Raw genomic sequence first — 24,355 nt, 5'->3', positions numbered from 1 at the left:
CGAGAGAGTTTGAAGTCAGAACTTAACCTTCATCATGGATTGGAAGTTGTTTAAGAAACCTATTTTACTTATTCTTTCTATAGTATTTGCTTTGGCTGCGGCGTTTAATTCTTTGTTTGTGGAAACCGACCCGACGCGCCTTGCGCAGGAATACTATGCAAACGGGGTAAGAGAAAATCTGAAGGCGCAAATACAAATATCTGATGAGGAGTTGCAGCGGGTAAGTATCAATTACCGGCAAAAACCAATGGGTAAGTTCCAATCGCCCGGCCAAACCACCTATCCGTATTATATTTTCAGCAACGGCAAACTGGTCTACTGGTCAGACCAGGATTTTGTGCCAGACTACCAGCGCTTAGACAGAAACGCAGCAAATTCGCTTCTCAATAGCCGAAATCATAAATTTATAGTAAACACTTACAGGTTTGATGATAACGGCAAAAAAATTGAGATTTTCTCGCTCATTTATTTATATCAGAAAAGCCCCAACCAAAGTATTAATTACAACAGCCGGATTTTTGCAAACAGACCTGCAAAGTTATCTGATTTGCCGTCATCGGTATTATATCTGAATATCAGAGACGGCAACGGCCATTTTTTGTTTTCTATTGCCCCGGCACTGGCCAGGCATGATGGTATTCCGTTTGTATCGGGTAATACAGTTTTAATGGTTATAGCCAGTTTAGCGCTATTGGGTTTGTTGGTAATTTTATTTATTCATGATTTTCACAGCAATCGCCAATACGGGCGGGCATTTTTATTACTTGCGGCCTACTTGATTTTTGTAAGGCTGGCCATGCTTTCAAACGGAGTTTTATATGCCGTTTATGAAACAGAATATTTTAATCCTAAATATCTTACCATCAGCCCCTGGGTGCCCTCAATGGGAAATGCCCTGCTAGATACCCTTGTATGTTTTATATTGGCAGGTTACCTGACCATGTATTTTTACAGGTCAGAAAACTACTACAGGCTCACAAAGGCTCCTGCTTTTTTTAAGCATGTATTTTCAGTAGCAGTGGCTGGGGCATCGGTGCTTTCAACTTTCTTGTTTTACCGTAACCTGTGCAGTATCTACGAAAAATCGATGTTTACGATTGATTTGACGCTTGCAGCCAGCTTTTCTTCTTTTAAAATAGCGGCTTTAGTACTGTATCTGGCCTCGTCAATTGTTTTTTTCTTGATCAATCATTTGCTTATCAGTATTTTTCTCAGGCTCAATAAAGATTTCGTGCAAGGCGCTATCAAATGGGTGTTTGGTGTGCTGACAGGCTTGTTGATAATCTCTTTTTTAGATGAATTCCATTGGGTTTATCTGTTGGGCGGGGTTTATTTTATATTTGTTTATGCGGCTCGCCTGCCACGGTTTTTTTATAAGTTTACGTTCAGAACAAACCTTTATTTTGGTACCGGGGCGTTTGTGTCGGCGGCCATTGCTATGTTTGTGGTTTTTGATTGCGAGCAAGACAAAGATTTTTTTGTAAAGCAGAAAATTGCACAGCGGTATCTTACTGATAACAATGTGTTAGGTGCGCATGTGTTGACAGACCTGGTTAAGGCTCTGAACCGGGATTCGGCCATTGAGCAATTACTGAAAAGCACCAATCCGGCATGTGGGGTGCAAAAGGTTTTAGAAGACCGTTACTGGAACGAATACCTTAACCGCTACGAAGCCGATGTTTTGACTTTTGATAGCAGGGGGAATCCGTTAGGGCCAGACAAAACCGCCCCTGCCCTTGATTTTTATAAGGAAAAATTTGCCAAAGCGCAGTTTAAAACCCAGAACCCCTCTGTTTTCTTTATTGATAAGACCGCAAGCAATGATGTGCCGCATTACGTAGTTTTTATACCGGTTGGCAAAACGGCCTCGCTATCTGGCGTGGTAGTGCTTGAATTGATACCCAAAGACGATTTTGAGCAGGGGGCTTACCCTGATTGGATGGTAGACGAAAGGTTTGCCAGCATAGCCGAAGCTAAAAACTACAGCTACGCTATTTTTGACAGACAGAATAAACTCATTTTTAATTCAGGCGATTTTAATTACAGCATCAGTTTGCCAGACTCGCTGCTGAATATGAATCGCCTTTACGAAAAAGGCATTATACTCAATAATTACAAGCATGTAGGTAAAAGTGGTAAGAGCGGTTACAAGGTCGTTATATCGTCAGACTACCATCTCTGGAATCACCTGCTTACTAATTTTTCTTTTTTGTTTCTGCTTTCTGTCTGGTGTACGGTTATTGTAATGATAATCTATGCCTTAAAATACAGCATACGCAAATACAAGGCCGGGTTTTCGGCCAAAATGCAGTTATACCTTAACGTAGTATTTCTGCTGCCCCTGGCCTTGCTGGTTATAACTACGGTAATTATTCTTGAAGAAAATTCAGAGATTAATCAGGAAAAAGCTTTTCTCGACAGTACTGTCAATATTTCTTCTATCATTGAGTCAAGATTGAAAAGCCTGGCACAGGAAGACGGTAGCAAGGCAACCCTGAAACAGGAAATAAGCAAACTGGCGCATGATGCCCAACTGGATATTAATCTGTATAACCCTGATGGCAGGCTGAGTTTCAGCACCCTGCCGTTGATCTATGAAGAAGGCTTTGTTTCTGATTACATCAATCCCGTAGCTTACAGAAACATCCTTAATGATAAAGAAAATGGCATTGTATTGCCCGAACGCCTGAGCAACCGTAATTACAAAACTGCCTATGCAATTGTAAAAGAGCAGGATGGCCACACCCTGGGAATTATTGGCGTGCCTTTTTTTGATGCCGATTCTGTGTTAAGCCAACAGGTACAAAAGGTGGTTGGTTCTATTCTGATAGTAGCCACAATATTGCTTTTTTTGCTGTTACTGATTTCCTACCTGGTTTCTGGCCTGTTAATGAAGCCTCTCAAAATTGTGGTTGATAAATTAAAAGTAAGTAATGCCGGCAAGTCTGTTAAGCGGCTGGAGTGGAGCTCTGATGACGAAATCGGGCTGGTAGTAAGAGAATACAATAAGGTAATTAAAAAACTGGAAGACAACAAGACGGCGCTTTCTTTAAGCCAGAAACAAACTGCCTGGCGAGAAATGGCCAAGCAAGTGGCCCATGAGATAAAAAATCCGCTGACCCCCATGAAGTTATCCATCCAGCAGCTACAGCGCACACTCGTGATTGATAGTCCGAGAGCACGGGAGCGTATTGAAAGAACCCTGGATTCACTTACCGAGCAGATTGATAACATCAGCGAAATTGCTAATTCATTTTCAGAATTTGCCAAGATGCCTGTGCCTCGCAGTGAAATTTTTGACCTCGTTTCGCTGGTTCAGAAATCGGCTGATTTATACGCTGAGGATGACAAAATAGCGCTCAATGCTTATATAAGAGAAAGCGAGGCACTGGTAATTGGCGACCGGCAGTTTATGAGCAGGGTAATCACCAATTTAATTATTAATGGTATTCAGTCGGTTCCTTTTGGTAAAAGGCCGATTATAAATCTGAGATTATATAAAACTGAAGACGACAAAGTAATAATTGAGATTCAGGACAACGGTGCAGGCATAGCCGAAAAACACCATGAAAAGGTATTCAGGCCTAATTTTACGACCAAAGTGGGTGGGTCTGGCTTTGGATTGGCCATGGCTCGCAGAGGCGTAGAACACGCCGGGGGCAATATCTGGTTTGAAACCGAAAACAACCGTGGCACTACATTTTTTATTGACTTACCGCTGGCGCCCTCTTTGTAGCCAAATTTACAGAAAATAGCCCCGGTGTGATTCGTTTTTCAAGTTGCGGGCTTATCTTGCCTAAAAATAGGTGCTAATGGATTTTTTTGATATCAATAATATTTTCTTTGAGCTTCTGGGCGTAAAAATGAGTTATCTTGAGTTTTACGCTACCGTTACAGGTTTGGTTGCCGTTATTCTTTCAGCGCGCGAAAACGTCTGGAGCTGGGTGGTGGGGTTGGCTAACGTGGTGTTGGCATTTATTATGTTTTATCAGATTCAGCTATACCCCGATATGTTTCTGCAGGTGTTTTTTTTTATTACCAACCTGATAGGTTTCTGGCAATGGAAATACCCCAGGCAGGAAGAGGCTAACCGGAAAAATGAATTGAGAATCAGCCAGTTGTCAATTCAGCAATTTGGTTTGTTATCTTTGATAGGCCTGGCAGGAACCTTGTTGCTGGGTACATTTGCCAGCAAACTGCATGAGTGGTTACCGATGGTTTTCAGCATGCCCAGCGCTTTTCCATATATGGACTCCTTTACAACCATTATGAGCATTTTTGCCACATTTCTTTTAATTCGTAAAAAAGTGGAGTCATGGTGGGTGTGGTTAGGGGTAGATATTATAAGCACCTATATGTACTTTGTGAAAGATGTAAAGTTGTATTCTTTGTTATATGCTGTTTTCTGTGTAATCGCGCTTTTGGGCGCCATGAGCTGGACAAAAGAATTCAGAAAGGCAAAATAAAAGGGTGCCGTTTCCGACACCCTCAAACTCATTATTTCAATCGTTCTTCAAACAGTTTCAGTATTCTTTTATACTCATCCATCCAGCTGGTGGGTTCTACAAAACCGTGGTCTTCCATCGGGTAGCTTGCCATCTCCCAGTTTTCCTTTTTCAGTTCTATTAATCTCTGTACAAGCCGGTAAGAATCCTGTATGTGAACGTTCACGTCAACCATTCCGTGGCAGATAAGTAAATGGCCTTTCAGGCCTGCGGCATGGTAGATAGGCGAGCTTTTACGGTACGCCAGGCTGTCTGTCTGTGGCTCGTTCAGAATGTTGGCCGTATAGCCATGATTATACGCGGCCCAGTCGGTTACTGGTCTCAGGGCGGCACCTGCGGCAAAAACATCAGGTGTAGTAAACATGGCCATCAGGGTAATAAACCCACCATAAGACCCACCGTAGATACCAATTTTCTTAGGGTCAATGCCATATTTTTCTGTCAGAAGTTTGGCGCCATCAACATGGTCTGTCAAGTCTTTACCTCCCATAAAACGATAAATACCCGTCCGTACATCACGTCCGTATCCGGCACTGGCGCGGTAGTCAATATCCAAAACGGTATAACCTTTATCAACCAACAGGTTATGGAACATATACTCACGGAAATACTGGCTCCACCATTTATGTACATTTTGCAAATACCCCGCGCCGTGTACAAATATCACTGCCTTTTTGTTTTTCAGCTTTTTGGCAGGCTCATATATACGGGCATAAATATCAACGCCGTCGCGGGCTTTAAAGGTAATTATCTGGGGTTCTTTCCAGGCATAAGCCTTAAACTCATCGGTAAGAGAATGCGTTACCTGCTCAGCTTTGGCCGCCGGAGCGTTATCCTGCACATATAATTCCCAGGGCTTGTTCATATAAGAATACCGCAGGGCTATGGTTTTCTCATCGGGCGAAAGCGTAACTTCATTACCACCTGTCAGGTTGGTTATTCTGATGCGTTCTCCGCCTGCAACAGCCATTTTGTATAAGTGGGTTTCACCCGGATGCACCTCGTTTGTGGTTAGATAAAACCATTGTTTATCTTTAGAAAGCTGTGCCTGCTGAATCTCAAATTTACCTGAGGTCAGTTGTTTCTTCTCACCTGTAATTACATTAAGGGTATATAAATGCGAGTAACCATCAGCCTCAGACTGAAAAAAGATAGTCTGGTCGTCAATCCAATCCAGATTACCCACACTTAGTGTGAATCCGACGCCGGGGCCGCCAATCCATGCTTCATCGTGCTGGCGGTCAAGTAACTTCAATTTACCGGTTTCGGCATTCAGAAGCATTATCCAACGGTCTTTGTTGTCGAACGACCGAACCACCACCACAGCCTGCGTTCCGTTGTCTGACCACCTCGGCCCAACTACAATCACCTTGCGGTCGGCCTGTTTTTTTCTGGTTGTGTCTTTTTTAGGATAATCTTTCAAAAACTCGGGCTGTTGCGTTATGCCGGCCAGGTCTTTTGTGCTTATCTGATACACCGTATCTTTTTTAGTGTCATAAATGTAGCTCTCATAGCTGCTCATGGGGCTGCCCACTTTTGTGCGGGCAGGAATATCCTCAGTAAAACCAGATTCAGTTACATAGCTAGGCACAATGGTGTTTTTGGCACCAACTGCCGGAGTTGAAAGCCGATAAGTTATGAACCGTAAGTCTGGACTTACCATCGGGGTTTCCAGATTTTTGCCCTCCAGATAAATCTCTTTTGGTCTTTTGGCCAAATCTGCTTTTGCATTTTTTTCGGTTAGGTCCTTCTTTTCCTTTCGTTCTTTCAGAATCTCAAACAAGGCAATCTGGTCGTTCTTTAACCATTTTTCTTCTTCGTTCAGCCTGGCTTCTGCTTTTTTATTACCAACAATAAAATTTGATAGTTGAGAAATCATGCCATCGGCCAGATTCAGGCTGAAAAGATTCCCACTTTTGGTGAATATAATTTTGGTTTCATCGCCACTGAAATACGGGCCTGCCTCACGCTCAATGGTGCTGGTTAATTGTTTTATTTTTTGGGTATTGGTATATAAAAGGTATAATTCTCCCTGTTTTTCATATACCTTTAATGAATAGTCTTTGTTGTAAGTGCCTTGTTGAGACGGCAGGCTTCTTCTTTCTTTTGGGGTAACTTTTAAAGGTGTTTTGTCTGGAAGCACTATTTTGTACAATGAATCACTCTTGTTTTTATCAGGGTTCCACGAAAAATAAATGGTTTTCGAATCTTCTGACCAGAAGATATTGCCTGGCGAAGTACCTATCCATTTATAGGGCTCCTGCATAATTTTTTCGACAGTGAGCTGCGCTTTTGTGGTTAAAGAACAAAATAAAACTGCTAACAGGATGAAGTGTTTTTTCATGTGTATCAGGGTGTAATAAGTTTTGACAAAATTAGTTGATTTTGTTAAGTTTGCTAATGCGATTGGATATTTGAAAAGCAGATTTACCATAAATTGAGCAACGCATAATTTGCCCTGAGGCACCTATTCCGGCGCAAATAAGACATGAGCTGAAAAGCAACTAAAATATCAGTAAAAACATTGAAAGGATTTTAGCACTTTTACGTTTAATAATTAAAATTAAAAAGATATACCCTCAGGGCTTGATTATATGCAGTTTATCTTTCCGTCTTTTTTGTGGGGTTTATTGGCTATCTCGATACCAATCATTATTCATCTATTTAACTTCAGGCGCACAAAAAAGGTGTTTTTTACCAATGTGGCTTTTCTGAAAGTGGTTGAATCTGAGACAAGCTCTTTCAGGCGGTTGAAGCAATGGCTTATACTGGCTGCAAGGGTGTTGTTTTTGGTTTTTCTGGCTCTGGCTTTTGCCCAGCCTTTTCTGCCTGCTAAAAATGCCGCTGCCAATAGCTCAACTGGTTTGGGGGTAACCAGTTTGTATCTTGATAACTCTTTGAGTATGCAGAATACAACAGAAAACAAAAGGTATCTTGACTTGGCCATTACAAAAATAGACGAGTTACTGACACTTTTCAGTCAGTCGCCCAATGTGCAATTAGTTACTAACGATTTCTCCGGCGACGACCAGACCGTAACCAATACAACCAAAATAAAAGACAGGCTCACGTCTGTGGGGTTGTCGCCAAACCCGCGTACTTTAGAAAATGTGTATAAACGCCAGCGAAGCCTGGCGCAAAAGCACAATGCCAGCGCAGGTAACCAGTTTTTCTGGTTTTCTGATTTTCAGAAGAGTACGGCCGGAAACCTGAAAAACATTAAAACCGATTCGCTTGACAAGCTGTTTCTGGTGCCTGTTCGGGGTAAGGCATCTCAGAATGTGTTCGTCGATTCGGTCTGGCTGGCCTCTCCGTTTATCAGAGAAATGCAAAACAATGTACTGTTTGTGAAGGTATTTAATTCGGGCGATAATGAGGTAGAAAAACTGCCTGTAAAGCTCTTTATAGATGATACCCAGGCCTCAACGGCCTCGGTTGACATTGCCCCTAACAGCTCGGCTACTGCAACTTTTAACTTTACTGTAAAAAGCAAGGGTTTTCATAAAGGTCGGGTGTCTTTTGATGACCAGCCTGTTACGTTTGATAATGATTACTATTTTGTGCTGGATGCGTCGCCCGTTATTCAGGTTTTGCATTTGTATGAACAACGCAGCGCCGCCGATTATATTGAAAAAGTTTTTGAAAACGACAGCCTCTTTTCTTACAGAGCCTACAGTGCCAATAATGTTGATGTAGGCCAGTTTAAAAATGCAAATCTGATTGTGGTAGAAGGGGTTGAGCATATTAACGGCAGTTTCAGGGCAAGTCTGGAAGAATTTGTGCGCAGGGGTGGTAGTCTAATGATTTTCCCGCCGGCAAACCCCGATGCTGAGGAGTACGGTCAATTGCTGAGTGGTTTCGGAATCAACAGCATAACTGTTGTGAGGCAGCCGCCGTTACCTCAAAGCCAGTTGCCTGTGGCAGAGCCGGATAGACGGAATCCGTTTTTTGCTGATGTGTTTGAACGAACTACCTTGCAGGGTGTAACCAATTCGCCTGTTATGCAACCGGTGCTGAGGTGGTCTGGCATTGGAGAGAAAATATTGACGTTCAAAAACCAGCAAAATTTTATTACGGCTACTAATGCGGCATCGGGCCGGGTATATTTGTCTGCATCCCCGCTTGAAAGAAACTACGGTAACTTTGCCGAACACGCTTTTTTTGTGCCTACTATGTTTAAGATAGCCTCTATGAGCGTAAGGCGTGAAAGGGCAGCTTATAATTTTAGTGAAGGCAGCATTACGATTGATGTACCCGATGGAAAGAAAAATGCCACTTATAAACTGAAGAGCATAGCCACCGAAGGGAGAACCAATAACATGGAGATTATTCCGGTACAGCGGATTAATGGCAATGAATTAACGCTTGAATTGCCAAAGTCGAGCCAACTGACGGACAACCAATTGCTGGAGTCGGGGTATTATGAGTTGCAGCTTGATGGTAAAACAGAAAAAATGCTGGCATTGAACCATGACAATGAGGAATCTAAAATGGAATTTTATACGCCTGAAGAACTGAAAAACTTCTTTGCAGGGCAAAAAAATGTAACTGTTTTTGATAATCTGCTGGATGGCGATTTTGTGAAAACTTTCCGTGAAAATAATGTAGGTACACCACTCTGGAAATACTGCATAATGCTCGCCCTGGCTTTTTTAATGGCCGAAATTCTGCTGATACGTTTTATGAAAGGTTGAAGTCTTTCAGTAACAAGAAAAGCCTTTTGGAGTACACCTTCAAAAGGCTTTTCTTGCGTAGTAAAGTATGGGTTGGTCATTTAACGGCATTAAATACAAACAAATCGGCGAAAGTCCAGTTGCCGTTTTCCTGTTTGCCTCGCTGAATCACCAATTGGCTAGGGCCACGTTTTTCATAGATAATTCTGATCGAACCATCTTGTTTTTCAAATAAAGCCCAGTCTTTTTTTGACTCAATGAACCGGTACCTGTCTGATACCTCTTTTTCTTCTATAGCTATCAGGCCGGGTTTAAAGTGCTTTACCAATACAACGGGGCCGTTTTCGGTCTGTTCAAAAATGAGCATTTCATACATGGTCACTTTTTCATCTTTCATCATCCTGATAAAGCCCGTCAGGTTGTCGCCGGCAGGCTTAGCCCAGAACGCTTCAATAGGGCCGCCGTTGAATGCGCCCTGCCAATGCCCATGCATAAAGGCTACATCGTTCAGCGTGGCTTTGCCGGCTTGCGCTTTAGCAGCTTGATTCATAAACAGACCCAAAGCTAATAATGTAAACACAAAAAATGTGTGCGTTGAGGTTTTCATAGGTTTGTTGGTAAACAGGTTGAATTTATCGATGCAAAAAAATAGGGCTTACACCTTGATAAGCCCTAACTGAAAGGGTTTGTATTATCTGAGGCTTTGGTTCAATGCCTCCAGTGCATCTGCACCGGGGCAGAGTACGTCTTCTTTCAGTTCGTTTAGTGGTTTTGTTGTAGTGCCTAATACTTCATGCAGGTTTTTGGTGTTGGGTTCAATATAAATAAGGCCTGTTAATATTTCGCCACTGGCTTTGGCATTTTGCAGGGCGGTCATGGCTGATAGTTTATCTTCCGGATTCCAGCCCTGGTGCAGCTTTTGCAGGTTTAGCACCGAGCCATCGTGCAGGGTTACTTCCTGGTTATCGCCTTCGTCATAAGTTGTGGTAATCTCTTCCATTGTAGGTACAAAGTCAATAGTAGAGGTGGCCTCAATATGCTCACGGACATAATCATAAGATTTGGTGGAACCACTATTATTATTAAAAGTAACACATGGAGAAATGACATCAATTAAAGCAAAGCCCGGGTGAGACATAGCCGCCTTTATGAGAGGTATCAACTGCGTTTTATCTCCCGAAAAACTGCGGGCCACAAACGTTGCGCCCAGCTCAAGTCCTAAGCCCACCAGATCAATGGCATTGAACTGATTGGTAGAGCCTGCCTTGCTGATTGAGCCGGCATCTGCAGTGGCAGAGTCTTGCCCTTTAGTAAGGCCATAGCAACCGTTATTCATTACCACATATACCATATTCAGGTTACGGCGGATAGCATGCACAAATTGCCCCATGCCGATAGAGGCAGAGTCACCATCGCCAGATACACCAAAATAAACCAGGTCACGGTTAGCCAGGTATGCTCCGGTTGCTACTGAAGGCATTCTGCCGTGTACCGAGTTAAAGCCATGCGAATTACCCAAAAAATAAGCAGGTGTTTTGGATGAACAACCAATGCCCGATAACTTGGCAATGCGATGCGGCTCAATGGCCAGCTCAAAGCAGGCCTGAATAATAGCGCCGCTGATAGAGTCATGCCCACAGCCTGCACAAAGGGTTGACAGCGCTCCCTCGTAATCTTTTTTGGTATAATTTATTTTGTTTTTCGGCAGTTTTGGGTGCCGGAAGGCAGGTCTAACGTAGGTCATGAGTGTACAAGCGTTTGATTGATTTCATTAACAATTTTAGCGGCCGTAATGGGCATTCCATCATAATTAAGCACGCGAATCAGTTTTTTTGGATTTATTTCCAGTTCATTAATCAGCAGCGAACGTAACTGTGCATCGCGGTTCTGTTCAATTATATAAACTGTTTCGTGGTCTTCTATAAATCTTTCTACTTCTTCACTAAACGGAAATGCTTTGATGCGCATGGCATCGAGCACTACTTCCTGCTCGCGCAGCAGGTCTATGGCTTCTTCTGAGGAGTAGGTTGATGTACCAAAGAAAATAACACCCAGCGGGCTCATGTTTTTTTCCTGATAGAAATACGGAGCGGGAACCAAAGTTTTGGCGGTTTCCCATTTTTTCTCCAGGCGTTCCATGTTTCTTACATACACTGCCCCGTCTTCGGTATATACGGCGTATTCATCGCGCGAGGTACCCCGTGTAAAATACGAACCCTTGGTTGGGTGCGTACCCGGATAGGTTCTGTAAGGGATACCGTCTCCATCTACATCCAGATAGCGGCCAAAGCGGCCCATGTTCTCCAGGTCGTGGGCGTTCAGTACTTTGCCCCGGTCATATTTTCGTTCATTGTTCCACTCAAAAGGTTCGGTCAGGTGGTCGTTCATTCCCAGGTCAAGGTCTGTTAGTACCATTATAGGGGTTTGCAGGCGTTCGGCCAGGTCAAAGGCAGCCGCTGTCAGTTCAAAGCATTCCTTCGGATTACTCGGAAACAGCAATACGTGCTTGGTGTCGCCGTGTGAGGCGTAGGCCGCAATGGTAATGTCTGACTGTTGCGTGCGGGTAGGCATACCGGTTGAGGGGCCTGTGCGTTGCACGTCAATCAAAACGGCTGGTATTTCGGCAAAATAGCCTAAACCTAAGAACTCGTTCATTAACGAAACGCCCGGCCCGCTGGTGGCTGTAAAAGACCTGGCGCCGTTCCAGTTAGCGCCTATCACCATGCCTATGGCCGCAAGCTCGTCTTCGGCTTGCACAATGGCATAATTCTTTTCGCCGGTTTCTTTATTGGTTCTAAATTTTTTGGCGTATTTCTCAAATTTTTCAACAACAGAGGTAGAAGGCGTAATAGGATACCACGCCGCCACGGTTGCTCCGGCAAATACAGCGCCTAATCCGCAGGCACCATTGCCATCAACCATAATGCGGTTACCTACTTTATCGCGGCGTTCTACTCTTATGTCAAGCGGGTAATTGAAGTTTTCGTGCACATATTGCACACCTAGCTGTAAGGCCTGAATGTTGGCAGGTATCAGTTTTTCTTTGCCTTTAAATTGCTCGGCCAGTAATTGCTCAAGCACGCCAAATTCAATGTCAAGCAGGGCAGAAAGCGCGCCAACGTAGATAATGTTCTTGAATAATTGCCTCTGGCGTGGGTCTGTATATTGTTTCAGGCAGATATCCATTAATGGAATACCCAGATACGTAATGTCTTCTCTGATATATTCGCTATGAAGTGGCTTGGTGCTGTCATACATGAAGTAGCCGCCGGGGCGCACACTCTGCACGTCTTTCAGCATGCTTTGCGGGTTTACGCATACCATCAGGTCTATGCCTTCACGGCGGCCCAGGTATCCTTTTTCATTAATCCTGACTTCATACCAGGTGGGTAGCCCCTGAATGTTAGATGGGAAAATATTCTTGGGCGTAACGGGGATTCCCATTCTAAAAATAGCCTTGGCAAACATACCGTTGGCACTGGCAGAGCCTGTGCCGTTTACGTTGGCAAAGCGTACTACAAAATCATTTATGAGCGCTGACATTTTGCTGGCCTGAGAAGAGTTTTGTCGTTAATAAATAATTGTCCGGGTTGGTTTGCTATCAAACGGCTGCCGTCTGGCAACCATGATGTGCTTTGGTGACGTTATAAAAGTACTTTTGCATGTCCCAGGCTGAGGTGGGGCATCTCTCTGCACATAAACCGCAATGCAGGCATACGTCTTCGTCTTTTACCATTACCCTTCCGGTTGGCAGATTGCCCGAAACCAGTAGTTCCTGTTCCAGATTCAGTGCCGGAGCCATCAACCTTGTACGAAGGTCTTCTTCTTCACCGTTTACCGTAAAGGTAATGCAAGAGGTAGGGCAAATATCCATGCAGGCATCGCATTCTATGCATCGGGTTTCGGTAAATACTGTCTGCACATCGCAGTTCAGGCAGCGTTGTGCTTCTTTAAAACCTTCAATCGGGTTAAAGCCCAGTTCAACTTCTTTTTTACGGTCTTTCAGGGTAACAGATTTATCGGCCTGTGCTACCACAAAGCGGTGGTCTGTTACTACCAGGCTATCGTAACTCCATTCGTGGATTCCCATTTTTTGAGAAACCAGATTGGTATATGGGGCAGGGCGGTTGGTCAAGGCCTGTCCCTGACAGAACAAATCGATAGAGATAGCTCCCTGATGCCCTTGCGCCACGGCAGTAATTACGTTTTTAGGACCCAGCGCGGCATCACCGCCAAAGAAGACCTTCGGATTGGTTGACTGAAATGTATCCGGGTTTACCTTTGGCATTTCCCATTTGTCAAACTCAATGCCTAAATCCCGCTCAATCCAGGGGAAACTGTTTTCCTGGCCAATGGCTATCAGTACATCATCTGCTTCAATAAAAACCTCAGGTTCGCCGGTTGATACCAAAGAGCGTTTGCCTTTGTCATCATAAACGGCGTGTACTTTTTCAAAGGTCATGCCTTTCAGGCGGCCTTCTTCCACCACAAAAGATTTGGGTACATGGTTATCCAGAATCGGAATGTCTTCGTGCATGGCGTCTTCTTTCTCCCATGGCGAAGCCTTCATTTCAGCAAAAGGGCTGCGCACAACTACCTTAACGTTTTCGCCACCTAATCGGCGTGAAGTGCGGCAGCAGTCCATAGCTGTGTTACCACCGCCCAGTACAATTACATTTTTGCCTATTTTATTGGTATGCTCAAAAGCCACACTGGCCAACCATTGAATACCTATGTGGATATTGGCTGCTCCTTCCTTACGACCGGGCAAATCGAGGTCGCGGCCTTTTGGTGCGCCGGTACCAATAAAAACTGCATCATAACCCATATCTAGTACCTCTTTCAGGCTTGAAACATAGGTTTTGAAATGGGTATGAATCCCCATTTCCAGTATATTGTTTACTTCTTCGTCTAAAACAGCTTCCGGAAGCCGGAATGATGGAATCTGGCTGCGCATCATGCCACCGCCTTTGATTTGTTCATCAAAAACGTGGATTTCATAACCGATAGGGGCCAGGTCGCGGGCTACAGTGAGTGAAGCCGGCCCGGCACCAATGAGGGCCACTTTCTTGCCATTCCCAACGGCGGGCGCTTTCGGTATCAGGTTTTTGATGTCTCCTTTATTATCTGCAGCTACTCTTTTCAGGCGACAGATAGCTACCGGTTCTTCTTCAACGCGGCCACGTCGGCAGGCAGGTTCGCAGGGCCTGTCGCAGGTTCGGCCCAGCACTCCCGGAAATACGTTCGATTCCCAGTTAACCATATAGGCTTCGGTGTAACGCCCGGCGGCAATTAATCTGATGTACTCAGGAACAGGGGTATGTGCAGGACATGCGTACTGACAATCTACTACCTTATGGTAGTACTCGGGGTCATTTACGTTTGTAGGTTCCAACTGTTGAATATTTTATAATTAAATCGTAGGTAAATCTATTCAATTTAAAAAATCAATGCCAAATATTATTCTGAAATTTTGTAAAAGTGGCAATTATTATATGAATTATTGTCAAGAAAATACAAATTTTACATCTGTTTCAGTTCGCTTACCAGTTTGGTTAAAACCCCCTTGGCATCACCGAAAAGCATACTTGTTTTGGGTTGATAAAACAACAGGTTATCAATACCGGCGTAGCCGGCATTCATGCTGCGTTTGTTTACAATTACATTACGGGCGTTTTCTACATCCAGTATGGGCATGCCGAAAATAGGAGAGGCCGGGTCTGTTTTGGCGGCCGGATTCACCACGTCATTGGCACCTACCACCAGCACTACGTCTGTTTTGGCAAATTCGGGGTTAATTTCTTCCATTTCTACCAGTTTATCATAAGATACATTACTTTCGGCCAGCAGCACGTTCATGTGGCCGGGCATACGGCCAGCCACAGGATGAATAGCGTATTTTACCTCAACGCCCCTTTCTTCCAGCAGGGTTTCCAACTCATGAATCACGTGCTGGGCTTGTGCCACAGCCAGCCCGTAACCTGGCACAATAACCACTTTCTGAGCGTAGTTCATCAGAATGGCGGTGTCTGAAATTGAAATATCTTTTATGCTACCCGTTACCTCAGCACCTGTTCCGGCTGCGCTTGGGCCAAAGGCGCCAAAAATCACATTGCTCAGGGGTCTGTTCATGGCTTTACACATGGCCAGTGTAAGAATGGTACCTGCCGAACCCACGAGGATACCCCCGGTGAGCATTACCTGATTCTGATACAAAAAGCCGCCAAATGCCGCAGCCAGGCCCGTAAATGAATTGAGCAATGAAATTACCACAGGCATATCTGCACCACCGATAGGAATTACAAACAGCACACCGTAAATCAGTGCGGCTGCAAAAAGTAATACAGGCAGCAGCATGTGTTCGGGCCGGGCATAGACAATGTATGCGCCAAAGGCAACCAGTGCCACCATAACTACCGTATTAAGAATATTATAAGAGGGTAGCCTGATTGGTTTCTTCATGGTTTCGTTCAGTTTCAGAAAAGCAATAATGCTGCCGCTGAACGAAACTGAGCCGATAACCAGACCACCGATAATGGTGGCCATTGCCCCGGGATTCCCCAGATTATGCTCGTATTCCATAATACCAATCAAGGCAGCACAGGCGCCACCCATACCATTGAATAGCGATACAAGCTCAGGCATTTTGGTCATTTGCACCTTATTGGCCGTTAGCCAGCCTGCAATGGTACCTATACCAATGGCCACCAGAATGAGCGTAATCTTAATTGGTTCTCTGGTTGTGTAGCCATCCGGATGCTGATAGAGCAGTATGGTGCCTGCAATTGCCAGGGTCATTCCAAAGGCTGCGTAGAGGTTTCCCTTACGGGCGGTGTCGGGGTGGCTTAGCATTTTAAGCCCCATCACAAAGGTTATTGAGGCTATTAAATAGATAATATCAAGAATATATTTTGTTTCCATTAGGCAGGGTGGTCAGGATAAAGTATCACCTTATTTTTTCTTAAACATTTCCAGCATTCTGTCTGTTACTGCAAAACCACCCACCACGTTTAGCGTACCCAGCACTACAGCTATAAAGCCCAGCGCCAGCGCGGCAATGTTATCTGCCGGGGTATTCAGCATTACAATAATGGCCCCAACTATTACAACCCCGTGTATGGCATTTGCTCCGCTCATAAGTGGTGTATGTAAAACGGCCGGTACTTTACCAATTACCTCAACGCCTACGAATACAGACAAGATGATGATGTATATCATCTCTATATGCTGGCCAATGAAACTCACTATATCGTTTATCATATCTTAAAAAAGGTTTTTGTTGATGTCTGATTGGGCAACTACACAAAGTCTACATAACTGAGGCATGCACCGCTTTGCCTTCGTGTACTATTAATGAGCCCTTGGTTATTTCTTCATCCATTTCCCATTTGAAGCCGTCTTTGGTAGCCAGATGCAGCAGAAAAGTAGCCATGTTTTTGGCATATAGCTCACTGGCATTTAAAGGCAGCAGCGATGGTATATTGGGTTCGCCTACAATGGTTACACCATGTTTTACAACTGTCTGACCATATTCACTACAGGCGCAGTTACCGCCTTGCTCAACGGCCATATCTACAATCACCGAGCCCAGTTTCATGCTTTTTACAACTTCTTCGGGTACAAGTAACGGCGCTTTTTTACCGGGTATCAGCGCAGTTGTTATCACCAGGTCGGCTTCGCTTATGTGGCGGGCAATTACTTCCTGTTGTTTTTTCAGAAAATCTTCCGATACGCCCTTTACATACCCGCCTTCAATTTTTATAGATTCATCACCTTTTACCTCAATGAATTTTCCGCCTAGTGATTCCACCTGCTCTTTGGTTTCGGGGCGGATATCGCTTACCTCAACCACCGCTCCTAGTCTTTTGGCTGTGGCAATGGCCTGAAGCCCGGCCACACCTGCGCCCATAATTACTACCTTGGCCGGTTTAATGGTGCCGGCGGCTGTCATAAGTAAAGGAAATATTTTGCCCAGGTGATAAGCCCCGATGATAACTGATTTGTAACCTGCCAGATTGGCCTGAGAGCTGAGGGCGTCCATTTTCTGTGCTCTTGAAATGCGGGGGATGGCATCTACAGAGAAGGCTGAAATACCTTGTTTTACACTAGCGGCAATCAGTTCAGGATTTGTGGCTGCATACATGAAAGAAAGAGAAACGGCTCCTTTTTTCATGAAAGATACTTCTTCGGTTGTCAGCGGATTTACCTTTACAACTGTGTCGGCGTCTGAAAGCAAGACCGATTTATCTGAGGCAACCTGCACGCCAACGGCCTCGTAAGAGGCATCTTCAAAAAAGGAGCTTATTCCGGCATTTTTCTCAATAGCACAGGTAAATCCGGCTTGAATCAGTTGCTTGCAAACTTCAGGACTTAGGGCTACGCGTCTTTCAAAGGGCTTGGTTTCTTTTAATATCGCTATTTTCACAGGGTCGTTACTTTTTTTTGATTACAATATAGAAATAATTCAAATAATTGCAGATATAATGATAAATTAAATTTTATATTCCTCAAAAAGCCTGACCTGTACAGATTGAAGGATGGAGATTTAGGGTAATAGTGAAACAGAAAAGGCAGATACTCTCTGTTTTTTTAAAACGTGAAGCATCTGCCTTTTTTTGGCGGTTCTGTATAGGGTAATCCGATATCTTAAGGTAATTCCGGCACATAATCAAGTGGTAGTAGCTCTCCGATTTTTTCATTTCCCCAACGGCCTTCAAAAATAATGGAGAGCGGGTTAATTAAATGGCCGTTTTTTTCAACCAGTGCGGGGGGCTCAAGCATAGATAAAATAGATACCTGAGGTATGTTTTTTTGTCCGGCCGAAAGAAACTGTGGTTCTTCATACTCTTTGCTATAAACAACATATATATGGTTACTGAAATCTATTTTATATATGTCTTCTGACGGGCTGATTACCTCTGATTCTTTCAGCGGTGTTCTTACCAGATACTGCACATGGCGGGCAAAACTGCTGGTAGGTAGTTTACTAAGCGTATGGTCGGCGCGAAGTTTAACATCGGCCGAGTCTATGATAATTTTTTCTTTTGATGCCTCTGTAACTATATTACCCAGGCTGTCTCTTTTTTCCGGAAACATCGGTACAAGAAATGTCTTCTTCTGCTCTCTAATCAGCTTGTGCATAGTATAGCCTTCTTCAACCAGTCGTTTATCAACCAATGCTTTAAAAAAGTGTTGCGTAGAGCCATAATAGGCGCGGTTACGGTTTTCAATCCACTCTTTCTTCTTTTTATTGCTTTTGGTTTGCATTTCTTCAAAGAAAGGGTATCCATAAAATGAAACATACTGTTGCCTCAAATGATAGCTGAAGTCTTCCAGCTGGTATTTAATTACATACCCTAGTTCTTTGTTTTCTATAATCAGGGGTTCATCTGCTTTAATAATCAATTCGGAATCGTCATTGCTTAGCCTGAACGACAACGCTTTTGGGTTTTTAAGTTTGCAGGCAGCCGAGAAAAGGGTTTTGCCCATAAAACCATCCTGAAACAAATGTATATACTTCTTGTAGCCGTCTTTAACTGTTTTTATGGTTACACCCTGTAACTCAATGGCATCAGGTTGTAACAGTAACAGCAAGGGTCTTTTCAGCGTATCGGCTTTAATTTGTAATGAAAATGTTCTATAACCTACAAAACTGATTACGAGGTCAATAGTACCACCCGGCACATTGTATAACTTAAACCGGCCTTTGTCGTCTGTTTGCTGGCCTTTGGTAGTATTGCTGATAAACACATTGGCAAAGGGCAATGGCTTTTTGTCTGAGGCATCAATAACCCGCCCTTCAATATTGAGCTGCCCCAGGCTTAGCACAGGGGCGCTCATTATCAAAAAGAAAAAGGCCGCAATCCGGTTCTTCATTTGTACTTCGGTAAGATTAATTTGTAATAATACTACAAAGGTAGAAACTAATTTCTTAGTTTCAGGTTAATTAAGGTTAAAATAGATTGTGATAGGTTTATGATAGGGCTTTATGGTTATACGTAAGATTTGAAATTTACCTGAGTTTTCTTAATATTGAATTAAAATTAATGAACTCATGGAAGAACAAAAGAAAATAACCAAGCACTATACCAATGAAGAATTAACGGTTGTCTGGCAACCGCACATGTGTATTCATTCAGCGATATGTTTTAAAGGCTTGCCGCATGTGTTCGACCCCCGCAAGCGTCCATGGGTTACACCTGAGAAAGAATCCGGCCAGATAATTATGGAGCAGATAGACAAATGCCCTTCTGGCGCTTTGTCTTATTTTATAAACGAGGTAGGAGAGAAAGAAAAACAAATTGACAGCGAAACCATTATTGAAACCACCAAAGATGGCCCCCTGCTGGTATATGGTAATATATTGATTAAAGATACGGAAGGAAACCTGACCAAAAAGCATAAAGTAACGGCGTTGTGCCGCTGCGGGGCTTCGGAAAACAAACCTTTTTGCGATGGCACCCATACCAAGATAGGTTTTACAGCATAAGCCTTTGAGGCATTTATAAAAACCAAAAGCCACTTGCATTAAACAGGTGGCTTTTGGTTTTTATAGCAGATATTTATCATTTATCGCTTTCTTTTTCAAGATCGGCTAAACGTCTTTTTTCTTCTCTGGCCGATATAATAATACTTACTTCATACAATATATATAAAGGGAATGCCACCAGTAACTGGCTGGTGATATCAGGCGATGGAGTGATAACCGCTGCCACAATCAGGATAACTACCACTGCATGGCGGCGATACGTTCTCATAAACTGAGGCCCTATGATACCAATCTTGGTCAAAACAAAAATGGCAATTGGTAGCTGGAAAGCCACACCGCAGGCCAGGGTAAGCGTAGCCAGCAATGAAATGTAAGAACTGATATCAAACTGGTTCTCAATGCTTTTGCTTATCTGAAAATTAACCAGAAAGTTAATAGCCAAAGGAGAAACAATAAAATACCCGAACATTACACCCGAAAAGAAAAGGAAGGTTACATAGAAAACCGCACCTCTGGCCGATTTCCGCTCGGTCATTTTCAGGCCGGGCTTAATGAAACGCCAGATTTCCCAGAAAACATAAGGAAACGCAAACACCAGACCTATAATAGCAGCCGAGGTAAAAGCCATAATAAACTGGCCGGATACCTCGCGGCTCATTAAACTAAACTGGAGTTTTTCTACACACAGGCCCGGGGCTCCTACAGCCTGCCCTAATTTACACATCATCCGGTAGGTCCAGAAATCAACTTTAGAAGGGCCCAGAATAACGGTATCGTAGATTTCCTCAATATAGACAAAAGCGAAAACCATAAAGAAAACAATAGCTGCAGCAGCACGAATCAGGTGCCAGCGAAGTTCTTCGAGGTGGTCAAGAAACGACATCTCTTTCCCTTCTTCTTTCCCTTCGCTTTCGCTATCATTATCGTAATCGTAATAAGGGGTTTGATCTAACGGCATCTTATTCAATAATTTTCTTTAGTGTACTTTTAGCGAGCTATTATTTTTTGGCGGTTGTGTCTTTTTCAACACTTATTTTGCCACTTTTTTTATCGTCAGCATATTTTTTATTCAGGCCTTCCAAAACTAGTTTGGTTATGTCAAGGTCTTCTTTGGCGTAAAGTACTCCGCCACCTTTAGAATAACCAATTACCATATCATATTTATCGCCGGCGTTAAATTCTTTCAGATATTCATGAATTTTGTTCAATATATCTTCGGTCTTTTTTCCTTCTTCCTGCGCCAGTTGTTGTGCATTTTTGTCACGATAGGCCATCAGGTTTTGTTCTTCCTGTTGCAATTGCATTTGTGTTGTTTGCGCCTGCTCTTGTGTCATGTGGCCTTGTTGGGCTCTTTGTTGGAAAAACTGAACTTTGTTCTGGAACGACCGGGCCTTGTTAGCTAAATCGTTTTCTAACTGGAATCTTTTATTTTCAGAAGCCTTCAAAATGTCTTTGTAATAATCATATTTGGTTAGCAGGGTGTCTGTATTTACATAAACAATACGGCCAGATGGCTGTTTGCCACCAGATGTTGTTGAAGTAGAAGCAGACTTGTCGCATCCCCAGGCAATAACAGAAACTAAAAGAACGAAAACTGAAAGTTTTTTCATGAGAAAATTAATTTGATGCACCACCGCTTGAGGCGCCATTAAAAAAGGTATTTAGATAAATTTTATGCAAATAAAGGTTGCAAAGATAGAAAAACCAAACTATTTAAGACTGACTATAAAGGCTTTTATTTGATTAGCTGCCTGAGCTGATAACCCGCCAGAGCCGAGAAGCCGCCAACAAGACCGCCGATAAGCGCCATAATCAGAAAAAACGATACTGAAAACGGAATACTGTTAAGGAATTTGAGGTTGTCGGCAAATAGATTGCCTATTCTGTCGAGCATAAGGCCGTCATGTGTTATGTTCAGATAGGCTGCATAGGCTATCCATAATGTGGCAATGGCGCCTGCTCCGGCCAGCCATGCTCCTTTACCTGATTTCGAGGTAAACATGCCTACCAAAAAGGCGATAGGTGCAATGACCCACCACGGAAGAAAAAACTGTGCAATGGCACTGATAACGAGAATTCTGATATATGTCATGAGATAACTTCGTTTTATAATTAAATGATAAGCTAATAGCGACTCTTACTATTACTTAGCTGTTATTTTAGTGCTTGATACAATTCTACTGCTCTTTTCAGTTTTGTTTTTCATAAAGAGCAGTTCGTTCAACTCGCCTTTAGCCCATTTGTCAATCATATTGTCGTAGTAAGGGCTACCGGGGTCACCAGATTGGCCACCGGGGTATAGCCCATACGCTTTAGGCCATTCTTTATCTAGTTGCACCACCATTCTCCACGACGGCCCGTGGGTTTCTGAAGTAGCATTTACAATACCCGGGCCACCGCCATTTGGTATGTCTTGTCTGCCAAAGCCGGCTATTCTGCCCAGATGGTTAATGTCAGTACTTTTTACTTTGGTCCATGCCCAGGTTTTGGTATCAAACGGGCCCAGTTTAGCAGTTAATGAGTCAATTGTTGCTTTAAAGCTACCTCTTACAATATCCTGCATGGTTTCTACTTTACCGGTAGTAGTTACGTTATCAAACCATTTGGCATTGGGCTGGTTCTTTATCATGTCCCAGGTGCGGTCTCTGGTTGGTTGAGCCATTATCGCTTCAGTATTTTTGGTCGGAAACTCATCTTCCCATACCCATGCTCTCAGTTCTTTTACCCATCTTTCAAAAATGGTCGGGCCAATTTCGTTAGCATCGTTTCTCATGTTCCATCTGGCAAGGGTTTCATAAGCTGCATTGTTTTTATTGGCGGGGTCTTCAGCCAGTATTTTTAGTATATCTGGCAATACCCGGCGTGCCTCCACATTGAAATTATCGTTCTGTACCGAACGCAGACTATCTACTGTTGCCTGTTGCATGGCAGTAAGGCGTTCATTAATGCGCAGGCCTCTTTCTGCCGGAGCGAATTTCCAGCCTAAATAATATGGATAGGTAGGGTCGGTAGAAAACTGATTAGCCGAACTCACAAAACCCCGGGGCGGATTTTTAACTGTTGGGTTCTGGTCTGCCGGTATCCATCCCTGCCAGTCATGCGCCGGGTTTGAGCCGTCTAGGATAAACTTGCCCTGTTCTTTCCATTTTAAAGGAAGTTTCCCATTCGGGGTTATGGCAATATCATTGTGGTTGTCGGCAAAAACAAAGTTTTGTGCAGGCGCTTTATAGTAGGTTAGCGCTTTGCGGTAGTCGTCGTAGTTTTTGGCTTTATTCAGGTAATAGAACCCGAGCAGGTCAGTATTGTCTTCAATATGGCCAACCCATTTCATGGCGTGGCCTATGGGTACGTTTTTACTGAAACTGTTGTCTTCTGCATGGTTGTATAGTATCGGGCCATGATGCGTATAAACAAGGGTATCTTTTAAAGGCTCAGCCTTGCCTTTTATTTTAAACTCTTCAATAACGGTGGTTGTAGGTTTCCAGGCGCCGTTATACCAGTATTCTTTCATGGTTTTATCCCTGAATTTTATCTGGTAAAAATCCATAACATCAGAGCCCACATTGGTTACACCCCAGGCTATGTCTTTATTGAACCCGATAGTAACGCCGGGTGCGCCCGGCAAACAGGCACCGTAGACATTCATGGTTGGGGTTGAGAGTTGTATCTGGTACCAAATAGAAGGCAAGGTTAATTGCAAATGCGGATCGTTGGCCAAAATAGGTAGCCCGCTGGCTGATTTACTGCCACCAACTGCCCAGTTGTTGCTACCTATTTCTGGTGCTGGTGAGGCAATGTTATAAGCTACCTTGCCTTCTTCTTCTGGTTTGGCAGCAATATCGGCAGGTACAGGCGGTACCGGTACGGGTGTAAACTCCCACTTGGTGCCTACCGGTATAATGGGCGATTCTATTACGGGGTAATTGGGAAACAGCTCTTTCACGACATCGGCACCATATTTGGCCAGCACATGGCTCATCCTGAAATCATCGCTTCCGCCGTTCAGAACATTGCGCATGTTCATCAGCATCAGAACTGTTTTGTACGGAGCCCATTCTTCCGGCTTATACCCGATAATTTTGTATTCTACCGGCAAATCTTTATAAGATAATTGCCTGATATATGCGTTTACCCCGGCGGCGTATGCTTCCAGAATTTTAAGTGCGGTATCGCCTTTTTTGTAGCTTGCGGTAATTTTCTTTGCGGTTTCTGCCATACCCAGGCGCCTGTTGTAGCGGTCAAGTTGTAAGGCTCTGTCACCAACTACTTCGGTCAGTCTACCGGCAGCAGCCAACGTATAAAACTCCATTTGCCAGAGGCGGTCTTGTGCAACCATATAGCCTTGCGCAAAGTAGAGGTCATCTTCGTTCTGTGCAAAAATGTGAGGCACGTGGTTGTCGTCGAAAACAACGGTTACTTCGTCTTTTATACCTTCCAGTTTTAATTCGTCAGCCGAAAGTTTTGTGCCGCCATTTTGCCAGAATCCCTCAAAGGGGTTGAATAGTTTCCCCAGTGCCGGTAAAGCGCCTAAAGGATTGTTAAAGACGTAAGTCAAGCCAGCAGCCAGCAAAAGACTTACAATAAACCTGATGAATTTCATAGATGAATTAGTAATTGTATCGGTAGGAATATGGTTAATGGTTTGTTTAAGCTGGTTAGCTCATTTGAAAGCCTTTAGAAACTTATCT

The 24,355-nt window shown here is 43.6% G+C and carries 17 protein-coding genes; 4 read left to right on the top strand and 13 right to left on the bottom strand.

What is annotated here, in order from left to right; translation table 11 throughout:
* Positions 1 to 34 precede the first annotated feature (34 nt).
* The gene (locus MB380_RS17530; RefSeq protein ID WP_253529049.1) at positions 35 to 3,736 is read left to right on the top strand and encodes a HAMP domain-containing sensor histidine kinase; all 3,702 of its coding nucleotides are present in this window, start codon (positions 35 to 37) and stop codon (positions 3,734 to 3,736) included.
* A 76-nt stretch (positions 3,737 to 3,812) separates the two neighbouring features.
* Positions 3,813 to 4,466 (top strand): nicotinamide riboside transporter PnuC, encoded by a 654-nt coding sequence (gene pnuC, locus MB380_RS17525; RefSeq protein ID WP_253529047.1) that lies wholly within the window; start codon positions 3,813 to 3,815, stop codon positions 4,464 to 4,466.
* Between the two features lie 31 nt (positions 4,467 to 4,497).
* Here the strand turns inward: pnuC and MB380_RS17520 are convergent, their stop codons facing one another.
* Positions 4,498 to 6,849, bottom strand: coding sequence for a prolyl oligopeptidase family serine peptidase (locus MB380_RS17520; protein WP_253529045.1), 2,352 nt, complete (start codon positions 6,847 to 6,849; stop codon positions 4,498 to 4,500).
* A gap of 250 nt (positions 6,850 to 7,099) precedes the next feature.
* Here MB380_RS17520 and MB380_RS17515 point away from each other — a divergent pair, with 250 nt between their 5' ends.
* Positions 7,100 to 9,199, top strand: coding sequence for a BatA domain-containing protein (locus tag MB380_RS17515; protein ID WP_253529043.1), 2,100 nt, complete (start codon positions 7,100 to 7,102; stop codon positions 9,197 to 9,199).
* A gap of 76 nt (positions 9,200 to 9,275) precedes the next feature.
* Here the strand turns inward: MB380_RS17515 and MB380_RS17510 are convergent, their stop codons facing one another.
* The 8 genes from MB380_RS17510 to MB380_RS17475 form a co-directional block, all read right to left on the bottom strand.
* Positions 9,276 to 9,785 carry a DUF6265 family protein gene (locus tag MB380_RS17510; protein WP_409014600.1) on the bottom strand — a complete coding sequence of 170 codons (510 nt, stop codon included), beginning with the start codon at positions 9,783 to 9,785 and terminating at the stop codon, positions 9,276 to 9,278.
* 84 nt (positions 9,786 to 9,869) lie between these two features.
* Positions 9,870 to 10,922, bottom strand: a complete 1,053-nt coding sequence (locus MB380_RS17505; RefSeq protein WP_101728367.1) for a 2-oxoacid:ferredoxin oxidoreductase subunit beta — start codon at positions 10,920 to 10,922, stop codon at positions 9,870 to 9,872.
* A complete protein-coding gene (locus tag MB380_RS17500) occupies positions 10,919 to 12,721 on the bottom strand; it encodes a 2-oxoacid:acceptor oxidoreductase subunit alpha (RefSeq protein WP_253529040.1) in 1,803 nt (600 codons plus the stop codon). The genes MB380_RS17505 and MB380_RS17500 overlap by 4 nt, the downstream gene beginning before the upstream one ends.
* A 58-nt stretch (positions 12,722 to 12,779) precedes the next feature.
* Positions 12,780 to 14,573: an FAD-dependent oxidoreductase gene (locus MB380_RS17495; RefSeq protein WP_253529038.1), complete on the bottom strand. Its 1,794-nt coding sequence runs from the start codon at positions 14,571 to 14,573 to the stop codon at positions 12,780 to 12,782.
* A gap of 128 nt (positions 14,574 to 14,701) precedes the next feature.
* A complete protein-coding gene (locus MB380_RS17490) occupies positions 14,702 to 16,099 on the bottom strand; it encodes an NAD(P)(+) transhydrogenase (Re/Si-specific) subunit beta (RefSeq protein WP_253529036.1) in 1,398 nt (465 codons plus the stop codon).
* Positions 16,100 to 16,129: 30 nt separating this feature from the next.
* Positions 16,130 to 16,438 (bottom strand): proton-translocating transhydrogenase family protein, encoded by a 309-nt coding sequence (locus MB380_RS17485; protein WP_390890884.1) that lies wholly within the window; start codon positions 16,436 to 16,438, stop codon positions 16,130 to 16,132.
* 49 nt (positions 16,439 to 16,487) lie between these two features.
* Positions 16,488 to 17,603, bottom strand: coding sequence for a Re/Si-specific NAD(P)(+) transhydrogenase subunit alpha (locus MB380_RS17480; protein WP_253529034.1), 1,116 nt, complete (start codon positions 17,601 to 17,603; stop codon positions 16,488 to 16,490).
* 221 nt (positions 17,604 to 17,824) lie between these two features.
* Positions 17,825 to 19,054, bottom strand: a complete 1,230-nt coding sequence (locus MB380_RS17475; protein WP_253529032.1) for a carboxypeptidase-like regulatory domain-containing protein — start codon at positions 19,052 to 19,054, stop codon at positions 17,825 to 17,827.
* Positions 19,055 to 19,232: 178 nt separating this feature from the next.
* Here MB380_RS17475 and MB380_RS17470 point away from each other — a divergent pair, with 178 nt between their 5' ends.
* Complete coding sequence (locus tag MB380_RS17470) at positions 19,233 to 19,667, top strand: (4Fe-4S)-binding protein (protein WP_253529030.1); 435 nt, start codon at positions 19,233 to 19,235, stop codon at positions 19,665 to 19,667.
* A 76-nt stretch (positions 19,668 to 19,743) separates the two neighbouring features.
* Here the strand turns inward: MB380_RS17470 and tatC are convergent, their stop codons facing one another.
* The 4 genes from tatC to MB380_RS17450 form a co-directional block, all read right to left on the bottom strand.
* Positions 19,744 to 20,625, bottom strand: coding sequence for a twin-arginine translocase subunit TatC (gene tatC / locus MB380_RS17465; RefSeq protein ID WP_253529028.1), 882 nt, complete (start codon positions 20,623 to 20,625; stop codon positions 19,744 to 19,746).
* A gap of 40 nt (positions 20,626 to 20,665) precedes the next feature.
* On the bottom strand, positions 20,666 to 21,277 hold the full coding sequence (locus MB380_RS17460) for an OmpH family outer membrane protein (protein WP_253529023.1): 612 nt from the start codon (positions 21,275 to 21,277) through the stop codon (positions 20,666 to 20,668).
* A gap of 125 nt (positions 21,278 to 21,402) precedes the next feature.
* On the bottom strand, positions 21,403 to 21,759 hold the full coding sequence (locus MB380_RS17455; RefSeq protein WP_253529021.1) for a hypothetical protein: 357 nt from the start codon (positions 21,757 to 21,759) through the stop codon (positions 21,403 to 21,405).
* Between the two features lie 51 nt (positions 21,760 to 21,810).
* A complete protein-coding gene (locus MB380_RS17450; protein ID WP_253529009.1) occupies positions 21,811 to 24,267 on the bottom strand; it encodes a penicillin acylase family protein in 2,457 nt (818 codons plus the stop codon).
* Between the last annotated feature and the right edge of the window lie 88 nt (positions 24,268 to 24,355).

The sequence above is a fragment of the Emticicia sp. 21SJ11W-3 genome (assembly GCF_024138715.1).
Classification (GTDB): Bacteria; Bacteroidota; Bacteroidia; order Cytophagales; family Spirosomataceae; genus Emticicia; species Emticicia fluvialis.
This window is presented reverse-complemented; position numbering and strand designations above follow the sequence as displayed.